The sequence below is a fragment of the Escherichia sp. SCLE84 genome, assembly GCF_012584495.1.
Taxonomy (GTDB): domain Bacteria; phylum Pseudomonadota; class Gammaproteobacteria; order Enterobacterales; family Enterobacteriaceae; genus ECMA0423.
Window position 1 is genome coordinate 388,106 of record NZ_CP051430.1, and the last position, 13,043, is coordinate 401,148.

Here is a 13,043-nt window from a genome sequence, read left to right on the forward strand (position 1 = left end):
TTGCAGGGTAATGAGTTGTATGTTGTGTTTAACAAATTGATTATTTGCATGTTACATAAATTAAACAATTAAGAATACGGAAAGCCATAAAACACGAAACGGAAACAATAAAAGGTGAAATGACGCAGGTTATTTACTGCAAAGAACGAATAAAAAAACCGCGTCAGTGACGCGGTTCAAATAAACTGGTTTGACCTTAACGCAAAATAATTTTGCAAATCGCGTCGGCAACCTGTGGCGTGGTGGCATTGCCTTTCATATCAGGTGTTTTCGGCCCGTGAGCAATCACTTCTTCAATTGCTGCCAGAATACCGTTATGCGCTTGCTGGAAACGCTCATCGCCATTGCCAAGAAAATCGAGCATCATTGCACCGGCCCAAATCGTGGCGATAGGGTTAGCAATGTTTTTCCCGTAGATATCCGGCGCGGAACCGTGGACTGGCTCGAAGAGCGACGGGAAAGTGCGTTCCGGATTCAGGTTGGCGGATGGGGCAATGCCAATGGTGCCGGTGCAGGCCGGGCCAAGATCGGAAAGGATATCGCCAAATAAATTGGACGCCACCACCACATCGAAGCGTTCCGGCTGTATCACAAAACGCGCGCAGAGAATATCAATATGCTGCTTGTCCCAGCGGATCTCCGGGTAATTCTCGGCCATTGCTTCCACTCGCTCATCCCAGTACGGCATGCTGATGGCTAAACCGTTTGATTTAGTGGCAGAAGTTAGCGTCTTACGTGGGCGGCTTTGCGCAAGTTCGAAGGCATAACGCAAAATGCGATCGACACCACGACGCGTAAATACCGATTCCTGAATGACGACTTCATGCTCTGTACCTTCATTCACTCTACCGCCGAGCGAGGAATATTCGCCTTCGGTGTTTTCCCTGACCACGTAAAAATCGATGTCGCCAGGCTGTTTTCCCGCCAGCGGGCAGGGAACGCCAGGAAAGAGACGAACCGGGCGCAGGTTGACGTACTGGTCGAATTCACGACGAAATTTCAGCAGCGAACCCCACAACGAAATATGGTCAGGAACGGTGTCCGGCCAGCCGACGGCACCAAAATAGATGGCGTCGAAACGGCTAAGTTGCTCATGCCAGTCGTCCGGCATCATTTTACCGTGATGGCTGTAATACTCGCAGCTCGCCCACTCCATTTGCTCAAAACTCAAGGCGAAGCCCCAGCGCTCAGCGGCAGCCTGTAACACGCGAATCCCTTCAGGAAGGACTTCTTTGCCAATCCCGTCTCCCGGGATCGCAGCAATACGCATCGTTTTCATCATTGGGTTCTCACTTCCTGACCATCAAAATTGACAACATCACCATCCTATAATTGACTGAAAAGGAATTAATCCCCGTAACTGGTGAAACATAAAACACGAATCATGAATAATTTACCGCTGCTGAATGATTTGCGCGTCTTTATGCTGGTGGCTCGTCGGGCTGGTTTTGCCGCCGTGGCGGAAGAACTGGGCGTTTCACCGGCGTTCGTCAGCAAGCGCATCGCCTTGCTGGAGCAAACGCTAAACGTGGTGTTGTTACACCGCACCACCCGCCGCGTCACCATTACCGAAGAAGGAGAGCGGATTTATGAATGGGCGCAGCGGATTTTGCAGGATGTCGGTCAGATGATGGACGAACTTTCTGACGTGCGTCAGGTGCCGCAGGGGATGCTGCGTATTATCAGCAGCTTTGGTTTTGGACGACAGGTGGTGGCTCCGGCGTTATCAGCGCTGGCTAAGGCGTATCCGCAACTGGAATTACGTTTTGATGTGGAAGACCGGTTGGTCGATTTGGTCAATGAAGGTGTTGATCTCGATATTCGCATTGGCGATGACATCGCCCCTAATTTAATCGCCCGCAAACTGGCGACTAATTACCGCATTCTCTGCGCGTCGCCGGAATTTATTGCGCAACATGGCGCGCCGAAACATTTAACCGATCTTTCCGCATTGCCGTGCCTGGTCATTAAAGAGCGCGATCATCCTTTTGGTGTCTGGCAATTACGCAATAAAGAAGGCCACCATGCGATTAAAGTCACCGGCCCACTGTCGTCTAATCATGGAGAAATTGTCCATCAGTGGTGTCTCGATGGGCAGGGGATTGCTCTGCGCTCCTGGTGGGATGTTAGCGAAAACATTGCCAGTGGTCATTTAGTGCAAGTGCTACCGGAATATTACCAGCCAGCGAACGTCTGGGCCGTTTATGTTTCAAGGCTGGCGACGTCAGCGAAAGTGCGGATAACGGTAGAATTTTTACGCCAGTATTTTGCCGAGCACTACCCGAATTTTTCACTGGAGCATGCCTGATTAATGATTCAATTATCGGGTTGATATCGGGTTAAAACCTGATTTTCTCCTTTCTAAGCCGCTACAGATTGGTTAGCATATTCACCTTTAATCGCGCATGATCGAAAGATAATTAAAGAGGTTAATGTGTTCGCTGAATACGGGGTTCTGAATTACTGGACCTATCTGGTTGGGGCCATTTTTATTGTGTTGGTGCCAGGGCCAAATACCCTGTTTGTACTCAAAAATAGCGTCAGTAGCGGTATGAAAGGCGGTTATCTTGCGGCCTGCGGTGTATTTATTGGCGATGCAGTATTGATGTTTCTGGCATGGGCTGGAGTGGCGACATTAATTAAGACCACCCCGATATTATTCAACATTGTACGTTATCTTGGTGCGTTTTATTTGCTCTATCTGGGGAGTAAAATTCTCTACGCGACCCTGAAGGGTAAAAATAACGAGGCCAAATCCGATGAGCCCCAATACGGGGCCATTTTTAAACGCGCGTTAATTTTGAGCCTGACTAATCCGAAAGCCATTTTGTTCTATGTGTCGTTTTTCGTACAGTTTATCGATGTTAATGCCCCACATACGGGAATTTCATTCTTTATTCTGGCGACGACGCTGGAACTGGTGAGTTTCTGCTATTTGAGCTTCCTGATTATTTCTGGTGCTTTTGTCACGCAGTACATACGTACCAAAAAGAAACTGGCTAAAGTTGGCAACTCACTGATTGGTTTGATGTTCGTGGGTTTCGCCGCCCGACTGGCGACGCTGCAATCCTGATACATTCAGCCCGCGTTGTCGCGGGCTTCCCACTTGTAATCCTCCCTGATTTTTCTCTGATATGGTGCTAAAAAGTAACCAATAAATGGTATTTAAAATGCAAATTATCAGGCGTACCCTGAAACGGCTGGAATAAACCGTTTTCAGCGCATTCCCCGAAGGAGGGAATAGGATGCTGCAAATCCCACAGAATTATATTCATACGCGCTCAACGCCTTTCTGGAATAAACAAACTGCGCCTGCCGGAATATTCGAACGTCATCTTGATAAAGGAACGCGCCCGGGGGTTTACCCACGCCTTTCCGTTATGCATGGGGCGGTCAAATATCTCGGCTACGCTGATGAACACAGTGCAGAGCCTGATCAGGTGCTCCTTATCGAAGCGGGGCAGTTTGCGGTGTTCCCTCCAGAAAAGTGGCACAACATTGAAGCCATGACTGACGATACTTATTTCAACATTGACTTCTTCGTGGCTCCTGAAGTCCTGATGGAAGGTGCGCAACAACGGAAAGTCATTCATAACGGGAAATGAATCATGGGCAAAGCAACGTATACCGTGACCGTCACCAATAACAGCAATGGCGTTTCTGTCGATTATGAAACAGAGACGCCGATGACTTTGCTGGTGCCAGAAGTGGCGGCTGAAGTGATAAAAGATCTGGTGAATACCGTGCGTTCTTATCCGGTGCGCCGTAAAACCCCGTCCTTCAGGGCGGGGATATAAGGCGCGGTTTTCCACCTAACCAGGTGTTTGCTGTTGTTCAATGTATTGGCGGATGACGGATATTGGCGCACCTCCGCAGCTACTGGCAAAATAGCCAGGACTCCACAAAACGCCTTTGTAGTAATACCTGACTGCAATATCTGGTCGATCTCGTCGCAGTAACCTACCCGATACGCCTTTGAGGCTGTTTACCAGACTGGATATCGCCAGTTTGGGAGGATAGTTAATTAACAAATGGACGTGATCTGGTTCGCCATCCATTTCAACAAGTTCAGCTTCAAAATCAGCACATACATTTGAAAAGTAAGTGCGTAGTTTTTCTGTCGCGTCATGGTCAAAAATCTGACGTCGGTATCTGGTGACAAAGACCAGGTGAACATGCATCAGGAAAACACAATGCCTTCCACGCCGGATATCGGTTTCTTTTTTCACAGACCAAAGTATCATTTGGCCTGTGAAACGATTACAGGCATTTAAATTCCAGTTAAGACCCGGTGGTCAACAGGAGCGTGAAATGAGGCGCTTCGCAGGCGCATGTCGTTTCGTTTTCAATCGTGCTCTGGCACGTCAGAATGAGAATCATGAGGTCGGTAATAAATACATCCCTTACGGGAAAATGGCTTCCTGGCTGGTTGAGTGGAAAAACGCCACTGAAACGCAATGGCTTAAAGATTCGCCCTCACAGCCATTGCAACAGTCACTGAAAGACCTTGAGCGGGCTTACAAAAACTTCTTCCGGAAGCGGGCTGCTTTTCCCCGATTCAAAAAGCGGGGACAGAATGATGCATTCCGCTACCCGCAGGGCGTAAAGCTCGATCAGGAAAACAGCCGTATTTTTCTGCCGAAACTGGGCTGGATGCGCTACCGGAATAGCCGTCAGGTCACGGGTGTTGTGAAAAATGTCACGGTCAGCCAGTCCTGCGGTAAGTGGTACATCAGTATTCAGACAGAAAGTGAAGTATCAACTCCGGTTCACCCTTCAGCATCAATGATCGGGCTGGATGCTGGCGTGGCTAAACTCGCCACGCTGTCAGATGGCACAGTCTTTGGGCCTGTAAACAGTTTTCAGAAAAACCAGAAGACGCTGGCGAGACTTCAGCGACAGTTAAGCCGCAAGGTCAAATTCAGCAATAACTGGCAGAAGCAGAAACGCAAAATACAGCGACTGCATTCCCGTATCGCAAATATCCGCAGGGACTACCTTCATAAAGTCACAACGACCGTCAGCAAAAACCACGCAATGATAGTCATTGAGGATTTGAAGGTCAGCAACATGTCAAAGTCAGCAGCGGGTACGGTCAGCCAGCCGGGGCGCAATGTCCGGGCAAAATCAGGTTTAAACCGTTCGATACTGGATCAGGGCTGGTATGAAATGCGCCGCCAGCTTGAGTACAAGCAGCTCTGGAGTGGCGGTCAGGTGCTTGCTGTTCCGCCAGCGTACACAAGCCAGCGTTGCGCGTGCTGTGGTCATACAGCGAAAGAAAATCGCCTGTCACAAAGTCAATTCAGATGCCAGGTATGTGGATATACAGCGAACGCCGATGTAAACGGCGCTCGTAACATTTTAGCGGCGGGGCACGCCGTTCTTGCCTGTGGAGAGATGGTGCAGTCAGGCCGCTCGTTGAAGCAGGAACCCACCGAAATGATTCAGGCGACAGCCTGAACGTAGCAGGGATCCTCGTCATTCAGGGCGTGGAGGATGTCAAGACACGGAAAACGAACATGATGTTTGTGGTTGGTAATTATCACCGATCGTTGATGGCGCAATTTCTGCGCCATCGCAAAAAAATCCTCCGTGATGCTCGTCACAAATCTTGCCCTCCCGATGTTGTGCTATGCTTTTTATCAGCGACTAACCCGCTAATGCAAAACAGATAAGTGAGGAAACAATGGGCATTCTGTCATGGATTATTTTTGGGCTTATTGCCGGTATTCTGGCGAAGTGGATCATGCCAGGTAAAGATGGTGGTGGATTCTTTATGACTATTCTGCTGGGGATAGTCGGTGCCGTAGTCGGCGGATGGATCAGCACACTGTTTGGCTTTGGTAAAGTCGATGGCTTCAATTTTGGCAGCTTCGTGGTTGCCGTTATTGGTGCGATTGTCGTGCTATTTATCTACAGGAAGATTAAAAGTTAACGCTTAAATTGCACAAAGGCTGCACACAGGCAGCCTTTGCTATTTTTTAGAGGTGACGTTACCACCATCCCAGCTCAGTGCCGAGAACGACAATAATCGCCACACCCATCATAATAATCGTTGTTTTTTTCATCTTTATGCTCCCGGGGCAGCATAGCCGCCAATAAAAAACCATGCTAAAAATACGACCGCTGTAATAAAGATTACAACCGGAAAAATAATACCGATTCGCATGTTATCACCAATCAAAAGGATGTGAATACGCCTCAGGAATGTAGCGCTGGATGCGCGACAAAAGGTGTTTTCTGTTTGTGTTTTTTCTCCTGATACATCGCAATATCGGCAGCATGCAGGGCACTGTCTGCATCGGTTGTTTCAGGATCGACTTCTACTATGCCAAGACTGGCACCGGGATAATACAAATCAACATCACCTAAGTGATATTCTCCACGTATTTGCTGTTGAATACGTTCTCGCAGCGACGAAATATCCGCATTCTCGTTGTTTAGTGAAACAACCAAAAACTCATCACCGCCGAGACGACCAATAACTTCGCCATTTTGCTGGAGCGTATTAAGGCGCTCGCCAACCTGAATGAGAAACAGATCGCCACTATTATGACCAAAACGGTCATTGATTAATTTGAAGTTATCCAGATCGATAAACGCGATCATTATCTTATGGTTAAGATGCCGGGCGAGAGAAAACAGCGTCGTCAGATTTTCAAAAATCGCCCGCCGATTCGGTAGCCCGGTTAACGAGTCGGTATACGATTGCGCAATCAGCGCGGCATTGGCTTCGCGCAGCTGTTCAACCAACGCCTCTTTTTGAATATATTGTGCAATCAGTCCGGCGAATAACTGTAAAACCTGTTCCGCGCGTTCACTCCACTGGCGCTTCTCACTGCTGGCGGCGCAAAGCGTGCCATAGAATGATCCATCCGGTAAGTGAATTGGTGTACTCAGAAATGTGGTGATTCCAAGATTGCGTGCCGCAATACAGTCGCCCCAACGGTCAGGGACTTCATCGCTGAAAAAGCAGTTTTCATCAATAGCGCGTTTGCATAACGAGTAATCCCACGAGACGGTAAAATTCTCCGGGATGTGCATTTTCTGGCTGTTACGGGCAAACATAATATGCTGCAGGCGCGCTTCGACATCCACTTTGGTCAGGTAGGTTGATTCCATATCAGTGACCATTTCCAGCATCTCCAGAAGCTGTCGGACCAGACTTTCCAGTGACTGTTCTTTGGCAAGGGATTGCGAGACGCGGGCGATAATCTGATCTGACACGAAACAACTCCAGGATACGGCGGGTAAATGCTGATTATTTAATCTTTGCAGGCATGATAAAACATCATCAACAAAGATGAAACAAGACGTAATATGTTTTGAGTGAATGTAATAAAAATAGTGCTGCAAAACAAAACGATACCGCGATACTCTAAGCGTAGATAAATGTGTGAGATCAATAAATGAAAATTATCAGTTTTGCTTTGCCTTGCTTGCTGGTCCTGGCTGGTTGTTCAACCTCTTCTCAGCCAGAAGCACCTAAACCGCCGCAGATTGGTATGGCAAATCCGGCGTCGGTCTATTGCCAGCAGAAGGGCGGGACGCTCATTCCAGTGCAGACAGCGCAAGGGGTCAGCAACAATTGCAAATTACCGGGCGGTGAAACGATTGATGAATGGGCATTGTGGCGACGGGACCATCCGGCTGGTGAAAAATAACCGCCGGATGCTGTACTAAAATCACAAGCTACGTAGCCAGTCGGCCAGCACCAGCGCATGGTTCTGCGTGGTGTTTTTTGCTGCGTAGAGCAGGGTCAGCGGCTGTTTTTTGGCGATGTCCGCCAGCCGCTTTCCTTCTTGCTCGTGTTGCGCCAGTTCTGCAAGATATTGCTCGCGAAAGGTTGCAAAATCGACGACTTCGCCGTGAAAGGCTTTGCGCAGTTCCGTTGACGGCGTGATTTCTTTATCCCACTCATCAAGGGCTAAATCGGTTTTTTTGATACCGCGCGGCCAGAGGCGGTCGACCAGTACGCGATAACCATCGCTCTGTTCAGCCGGATCATAAACGCGTTTGCACTGAATATTCATCGTGTTTGTTCTCCCTTTCACGCATGATTTGTCACGTCACTATAGCACCGGATATTAGCGAATTTCTTTGTCTCTCCCGGCGCAAAGTCCGAAAATCGCCATCAGTAGTGAAAGTATGGCAACACCCATCAGTGGTACGGACCAGTCACCGTTAGCATCGTGTATTTTACCCATCAGCGGCGGCCCACAGGCTGCCAGCAAATACCCGACGGATTGTGCCATCCCCGAGAGTGCCGCCGCCTGATGCGCAGAACTTGCCCGAAGACCAATGAACGTCAACCCCAGTATCATTGTTGCGCCGGAACCAAAACCGAAAAGCAGAGTCCAGGTGATCGCGTGCGCTGGCATAAAGCAGAGCCCAACAGCGCCCACTGCGCACATCAAGGCAACGAACGCTGCAATACCACGCTGATCTTTCACATGATGTAAGAAAAGAGGGATCAGCAAACCGGGAGCTGCTGTGGCTAGTTGCAGCAAACCATGCAGTGAACCCGCCTGTGCTTCGCTATAGCCGCGACTGATGAGGATCGCCGGAAGCCAGCCAATAATCACGTAATAGACCAGTGAGTTGATCCCAAGAAACAATGTGACCTGCCAGGCAAGCGGCGAACGCCAGATACCCCGAGTATGTAAGGCGCGCGAGGTACTCAAATTTGCATGTTGTTGGCTTCGCCACTGTGGCAGCCATAAAAAAAGAGCCAGCAGAGGAAAACACATCAGCATGAACAACGCGCCTTGCCAGCCAAAACCGTTCAAAGCCAGCGGCACGACCATAGCCGATCCCAGTGCCGCTGCAGCTCCCATTGTCAGGGAATATGCGCCGGTAAGTCTGGCGACGGAATGAGGGAAATCGCGTTTAATTAATCCTGGCAGTAAGACATTGCCTAATGCAATCCCACCGCCAATGACCGCTGTACCGCCAAATAATAAGTAAGGCGAAGGGAGAGAACGAATTGCGATACCTGCACAGATCAAAAGTAACGCGGCAAACAGGCTACGTTCCATACCAAAACGTCGCGCCACCGGGGCAGCCAAAGGTGAGATTAGCGCAAAGGCCAATAATGGCAGGGTGGTTAATAAGCCGGTTTGCGCTGTCGTCAGCGAGTAAGCGGAACGAATCGTATCCAGTAACGGCGCTGCGCCGGTAAAGGTGACGCGTAATGTTGTGGCAATCATCAGAATGCCAGCGATAAGGACAATCCTGTTTTTGCCGCTTAATGAAGTTGAACAGGTCATATGCTTCTCATTGTTACAAACGAGGCTGTACCTTACCGTTTTTATTGTTATGTTGAATCAAGCTAAAATGACAAATTATCGCTAAATTCGGACAAAATGATGCACAGGTTGAATCTCAATGGCTATGAACCCGACCGACACCATGAAGCCGCGGTCGCATTTTGTATTCACGCCGGAACGGATGAGTTAACCAGTCCTGTACATCAGCACCGCAAAGGACAGCTGATACTAGCATTACATGGTGCAATTACCTGTACGGTGGAAAATGCTTTGTGGATGGTGCCGCCGCAATATGCGGTTTGGATACCGGGCGGGGTGGAACATAGCAATCAAGTGACAGCTAACGCTGAACTCTGTTTTCTGTTTATCGAACCCAGCGCAGTGACAATGCCGACAACATGTTGCACATTGAAAATATCGCCCTTATGCCGGGAATTGATTTTAACCCTGGCAAACAGGACGACGACTCAGCGTGCTGAGCCGATGACCCGCAGATTAATTCAGGTCCTGTTTGATGAACTCCCTCAGCAGCCACAACAACAGCTGCACCTGCCCGTTTCTTCTCATCCTAAAATCCGCACGATGGTGGAGATGATGGCGAAAGGGCCCGTCGAGTGGGGGTCATTAGGGCAATGGGCTGGCTTTTTTGCGATGAGTGAACGCAATCTTGCGCGACTGATAGTAAAAGAGACGGGGTTGAGTTTTCGCCAGTGGCGTCAGCAGTTACAGCTGATTATGGCACTTCAGGGATTAGTGAAAGGCGATACTGTACAGAAAGTTGCTCATACGCTGGGGTATGATTCAACAACGGCCTTTATTACTATGTTTAAGAAAGGCCTGGGGCAAACGCCAGGCCGATATATTGCGGGATTAACTACTGTTTCCCCACAATCAGCGAAACAAGACCCGCGGCAATAAGCGGGCCGACCGGTACGCCGCGAAACAGCGCCACGCCTAAAACAGTGCCTACCAGCAGCCCGGCGACCAGTTGCGGCTGGCTGCCCATTAAGGTCACGCCGCGCCCACCCAGCCAGGAGACAATAACGCCTACTGCAATTGCCACCAGCGATTTCCAGTTCAGAAACGAGTGAATCAAGGTTGAGGGCGGTAGCGTCCCGCTGGCGATGGGGGCCATAACGCCAATCGTCAGAATGATTATCCCGATACTTAGCCCCTGTTTTTCAATCCACGGGAAAAAGGTGCTTAACGGTGTGACGCGGACAATGATCAACACCAGAATTGAAACGGCGACAGTGGTGTTATGACTGATAAAGCCCAGCGCAGCTAACCCGAGCAGGATCAGCAAAGTGACATCAAACATCGTGGTTTCCTTGCCAAAAAATAATAAGCCTGCTTACTTTACGCTTGCTGCAGGAAGGAAGTAGAAAATCTTTACGTTTTTTGCATAAAAAATCAGGCGAACTGTCATCAAACTGCCATTTGTGCACGCTAACAATAACGTGAAAACAGCTATCTCCCGGGGGCATGCTATGAACGATCAAATGTTCGTCGAGACACTGATTATCACGTCATCGTTTTTTGCCATTGCTGTTGTGCTGGTTTTGTCCGTTCTGCTTATTGAACGGACAGGCTAGTTACGCAGTGCGGCGGAAATTGAGCAGTTCTGGTTGCGCAATGCGCAAATAATCCGTGGTTTTCAAAATAACGGATTTATCCAGCATCCCTGCATTGAAGGCGATTTCATCAAATCGTTCGAAGAGTAGAGGGTCGGCAACCAGTTTGAGTTTTGGATGGAAGCTGAAAGGGGGGATCGCGCCGAAGACACAGCCTGTGAGTTCATCGACTTCCGCCGGGCTGGCCAACGAAGCGCGTAATCCGCCTATATGGCTGGCGAGTTGGCTCAGATCGGCCTGTTGATCGGCAGCGAGGATCGCCAGAACATGTTGATTTACGCCATTGCCTTTGACTTTACATACCAGTGCCTTAGCTCCCTGGCCTAAAGCGGTGCCACGAATTTCTGACACCGCTTCACATTTACCTACCGCTTCATGGGTAACGACGCGGAAGTTAGCACCTTCTTGTGATAATAAAGCGATTAACCGCTGATGCGTCACGCTTCCTTTAGCCATTTCAGTCATTTCACGCTCCTGAGATTACAAGCAAACAACCACAGAAGGTTATCATGAACGGCTGTTTTTGTTCTGCTTATTGACATATAAACGCTCATCGGAAGCTTTATACGCATCATGTAACGTATCGTTTTCTTTCATCGCGTAAATACCGGAAGAGAAGCCGATCTCTTTCTGCGGCGCGATATGTTGCAGACGTTTTTCGATACGTTCAGGCAGTTGTGCTGCAATTTGCGGCGTCGAATCGACAAGAATGATGCAGAATTCATCGCCACCGAGTCGGATGGCATAATCACTTTTACGAATCGATTGTTTAATCGCCTGAGCTAACAACGTAATCGCTAAATCCCCTTCCTGATGACCGAGGGTGTCATTTATTAGCTTTAACTTGTCCATGTCAATTGCAATAAACATCACCGAAGAACCGGATTGCACCAGTTTCTGCAACCGCTGCTCCAGTTCAGGGGTTAAAATTTTGCGATTATACAGTCCAGTCATCGCATCACTAATATTTTCTCGCGACACATTTTGGTATAAGCGGAAGTGCATCCGCACCATATTCAGCAAAATTAACGCCGTCAAAATCCAGAACAGAACGCTTTTCCACGAAGACGTGATAAAGTAAAGAATATCAATGGATAACGAGACACGAATGCCGCCCGGTAAGTCATGGACGTAACTGACATACTGGAACAGATTATCTTCGCTCTGGTTGATGATAATGTCGCGCCCCGAATCGGTATCGGTTAGCGTGACATTGAGAAAACGCCAGAGGAGAGGGCGGTCATGAGTGTAAAAGATATTCCGCAAATTGTTTTTGTTAATATCCAGCAGCACAATCCCTTTTAGCTGCCCTGCAACATACACCGGCGTCAGCAAACTCATCACGTTCTGTTTAGTACGCTGATCCTGGTAAATGCTCGACAATACGGTACGCCCGGTAAATACCTTTTCAATATCTTTGCGATCGATACCAATACTTCCTGACTGCAGGAAGGACCAGTTATTCATCGCAAAGTATTCAACATTAACCGGCTCATAAAAATAGACATAGCGGTCATTGAGATCGAGATAATAGTGAAATTTCTCTTCGGCCATCCCAAGACCTGAACCGTAATCATCCTGGTGGCGGTTGCCTTCCACTGCCTGATCAAAAGCGGGTAATAGTGCTGCAGCTTCCACAATTGTGTCGCAGTCAGTGGATGCGGTTTGTAGTGTGCCGCGTAAGCCCGGGTATTTATGGGCAGTCAGGTTTAAGCCATGGGTATTATTGGCAGACTCAAAAGCCTCGCAGATGGCGCGCCGCTGTTCTGGCGACACTTCCGACTGCTCAGCAGCGAGAGCGCGCATCACATGCGCGGCAATACTCTGATTCTGATACTTATCATAAAGAAAGGAGGAGTCTGCTTTCTGCACGATATAGCGCAGATAGGCACTCATTGCTCTGTCGCTGGCGACAAGTTCAAAAATAAGGAAGGAAGATGTCAGCACAATGACACTTGCGGCGATAAAATGCCGGAGCATTCTATGGTGCAATTTCATGATAAATGGCACTCCTTCGGTTAGTGAAACGAGAAAACCAGATAAAGTTCGATTGCGGCCTGGCACAGGGGCGCTAATTATACTCATCTCTGCGCCGCTGGGGAGGGGAAATTTAGGGGTAATAGTAATAAATTGTATGCAA

General features: G+C 48.8%; 19 protein-coding genes. 9 read left to right on the forward strand and 10 right to left on the reverse strand.

The annotated features are described in order from the left end of the window. Window positions 1–196 precede the first annotated feature (196 nt). Window positions 197–1,282, reverse strand: a complete 1,086-nt coding sequence (dmlA, locus tag HGD79_RS02080; RefSeq protein WP_168848272.1) for a multifunctional D-malate/3-isopropylmalate/tartarate dehydrogenase — start codon at window positions 1,280–1,282, stop codon at window positions 197–199. A 102-nt stretch (window positions 1,283–1,384) separates the two neighbouring features. Between dmlA and dmlR the strand changes: the two genes are divergently transcribed. The 4 genes from dmlR (at window position 1,385) to HGD79_RS02100 (ending at window position 3,797) form a co-directional block, all read left to right on the forward strand. After that, window positions 1,385–2,308, forward strand: coding sequence for a DNA-binding transcriptional regulator DmlR (dmlR, locus tag HGD79_RS02085; protein WP_001061578.1), 924 nt, complete (start codon window positions 1,385–1,387; stop codon window positions 2,306–2,308). Window positions 2,309–2,434: 126 nt separating this feature from the next. After that, entirely contained in the window at window positions 2,435–3,073 is a 639-nt protein-coding gene (leuE, locus tag HGD79_RS02090) for a leucine efflux protein LeuE (RefSeq protein WP_000457202.1), read from the forward strand. Window positions 3,074–3,245: 172 nt separating this feature from the next. Next, complete coding sequence (yeaR, locus tag HGD79_RS02095; RefSeq protein ID WP_088376174.1) at window positions 3,246–3,605, forward strand: DUF1971 domain-containing protein YeaR; 360 nt, start codon at window positions 3,246–3,248, stop codon at window positions 3,603–3,605. Window positions 3,606–3,608: 3 nt separating this feature from the next. Continuing rightward, window positions 3,609–3,797, forward strand: coding sequence for a DUF1869 domain-containing protein (locus HGD79_RS02100; RefSeq protein WP_000513743.1), 189 nt, complete (start codon window positions 3,609–3,611; stop codon window positions 3,795–3,797). Window positions 3,798–3,812: 15 nt separating this feature from the next. Here the strand turns inward: HGD79_RS02100 and tnpA are convergent, their stop codons facing one another. Then, window positions 3,813–4,244, reverse strand: a complete 432-nt coding sequence (gene tnpA, locus HGD79_RS02105; protein ID WP_024203821.1) for an IS200/IS605-like element IS609 family transposase — start codon at window positions 4,242–4,244, stop codon at window positions 3,813–3,815. 7 nt (window positions 4,245–4,251) lie between these two features. Here tnpA and HGD79_RS02110 point away from each other — a divergent pair, with 7 nt between their 5' ends. Together HGD79_RS02110 and HGD79_RS02115 are read left to right on the forward strand one after the other, a co-directional pair. Further along, on the forward strand, window positions 4,252–5,460 hold the full coding sequence (locus HGD79_RS02110; protein WP_137584614.1) for an RNA-guided endonuclease TnpB family protein: 1,209 nt from the start codon (window positions 4,252–4,254) through the stop codon (window positions 5,458–5,460). 226 nt (window positions 5,461–5,686) lie between these two features. Continuing rightward, the gene (locus tag HGD79_RS02115; RefSeq protein WP_000512153.1) at window positions 5,687–5,935 is read left to right on the forward strand and encodes a GlsB/YeaQ/YmgE family stress response membrane protein; all 249 of its coding nucleotides are present in this window, start codon (window positions 5,687–5,689) and stop codon (window positions 5,933–5,935) included. A 58-nt stretch (window positions 5,936–5,993) separates the two neighbouring features. On the opposite strand, the gene yoaJ is transcribed toward HGD79_RS02115, so the two are convergent. From yoaJ to dgcP, 3 genes are read right to left on the reverse strand one after another with little or no spacing between them, the layout of a single operon-like run. Then, window positions 5,994–6,068 carry a protein YoaJ gene (yoaJ, locus tag HGD79_RS02120; protein WP_001386836.1) on the reverse strand — a complete coding sequence of 25 codons (75 nt, stop codon included), beginning with the start codon at window positions 6,066–6,068 and terminating at the stop codon, window positions 5,994–5,996. A 2-nt stretch (window positions 6,069–6,070) separates the two neighbouring features. After that, window positions 6,071–6,169 carry a YoaK family small membrane protein gene (locus tag HGD79_RS02125; RefSeq protein ID WP_001219350.1) on the reverse strand — a complete coding sequence of 33 codons (99 nt, stop codon included), beginning with the start codon at window positions 6,167–6,169 and terminating at the stop codon, window positions 6,071–6,073. A 32-nt stretch (window positions 6,170–6,201) separates the two neighbouring features. Beyond that, the gene (gene dgcP / locus HGD79_RS02130) at window positions 6,202–7,227 is read right to left on the reverse strand and encodes a diguanylate cyclase DgcP (RefSeq protein WP_001306169.1); all 1,026 of its coding nucleotides are present in this window, start codon (window positions 7,225–7,227) and stop codon (window positions 6,202–6,204) included. A gap of 182 nt (window positions 7,228–7,409) precedes the next feature. Between dgcP and yoaF the strand changes: the two genes are divergently transcribed. Further along, a complete protein-coding gene (gene yoaF / locus HGD79_RS02135) occupies window positions 7,410–7,664 on the forward strand; it encodes a DUF333 domain-containing lipoprotein YoaF (RefSeq protein WP_000691903.1) in 255 nt (84 codons plus the stop codon). A 21-nt stretch (window positions 7,665–7,685) separates the two neighbouring features. Here yoaF and HGD79_RS02140 read toward each other — a convergent pair whose 3' ends face one another. Together HGD79_RS02140 and nimT are read right to left on the reverse strand one after the other, a co-directional pair. Beyond that, complete coding sequence (locus HGD79_RS02140; RefSeq protein ID WP_001297652.1) at window positions 7,686–8,033, reverse strand: DUF488 domain-containing protein; 348 nt, start codon at window positions 8,031–8,033, stop codon at window positions 7,686–7,688. 54 nt (window positions 8,034–8,087) lie between these two features. Then, window positions 8,088–9,269, reverse strand: coding sequence for a 2-nitroimidazole transporter (gene nimT / locus HGD79_RS02145; RefSeq protein ID WP_000128477.1), 1,182 nt, complete (start codon window positions 9,267–9,269; stop codon window positions 8,088–8,090). A 96-nt stretch (window positions 9,270–9,365) separates the two neighbouring features. Here nimT and nimR point away from each other — a divergent pair, with 96 nt between their 5' ends. Then, on the forward strand, window positions 9,366–10,187 hold the full coding sequence (gene nimR, locus HGD79_RS02150; protein WP_000972252.1) for a DNA-binding transcriptional regulator NimR: 822 nt from the start codon (window positions 9,366–9,368) through the stop codon (window positions 10,185–10,187). Here the strand turns inward: nimR and HGD79_RS02155 are convergent. After that, the gene (locus tag HGD79_RS02155; protein ID WP_000460707.1) at window positions 10,144–10,590 is read right to left on the reverse strand and encodes a DUF441 domain-containing protein; all 447 of its coding nucleotides are present in this window, start codon (window positions 10,588–10,590) and stop codon (window positions 10,144–10,146) included. The two genes, nimR and HGD79_RS02155, sit on opposite strands and share 44 nt — an antisense overlap. Before the next feature lie 169 nt (window positions 10,591–10,759). Here HGD79_RS02155 and yoaI point away from each other — a divergent pair, with 169 nt between their 5' ends. Further along, entirely contained in the window at window positions 10,760–10,864 is a 105-nt protein-coding gene (yoaI, locus tag HGD79_RS02160; protein WP_000999630.1) for a small membrane protein YoaI, read from the forward strand. Here yoaI and yeaK read toward each other — a convergent pair whose 3' ends face one another. Both yeaK and dgcJ read right to left on the reverse strand, forming a co-directional pair. Further along, the gene (gene yeaK, locus HGD79_RS02165; RefSeq protein ID WP_000138052.1) at window positions 10,865–11,368 is read right to left on the reverse strand and encodes a mischarged aminoacyl-tRNA deacylase; all 504 of its coding nucleotides are present in this window, start codon (window positions 11,366–11,368) and stop codon (window positions 10,865–10,867) included. 42 nt (window positions 11,369–11,410) lie between these two features. Then, a complete protein-coding gene (gene dgcJ, locus HGD79_RS02170) occupies window positions 11,411–12,901 on the reverse strand; it encodes a diguanylate cyclase DgcJ (protein ID WP_001295489.1) in 1,491 nt (496 codons plus the stop codon). Between the last annotated feature and the right edge of the window lie 142 nt (window positions 12,902–13,043).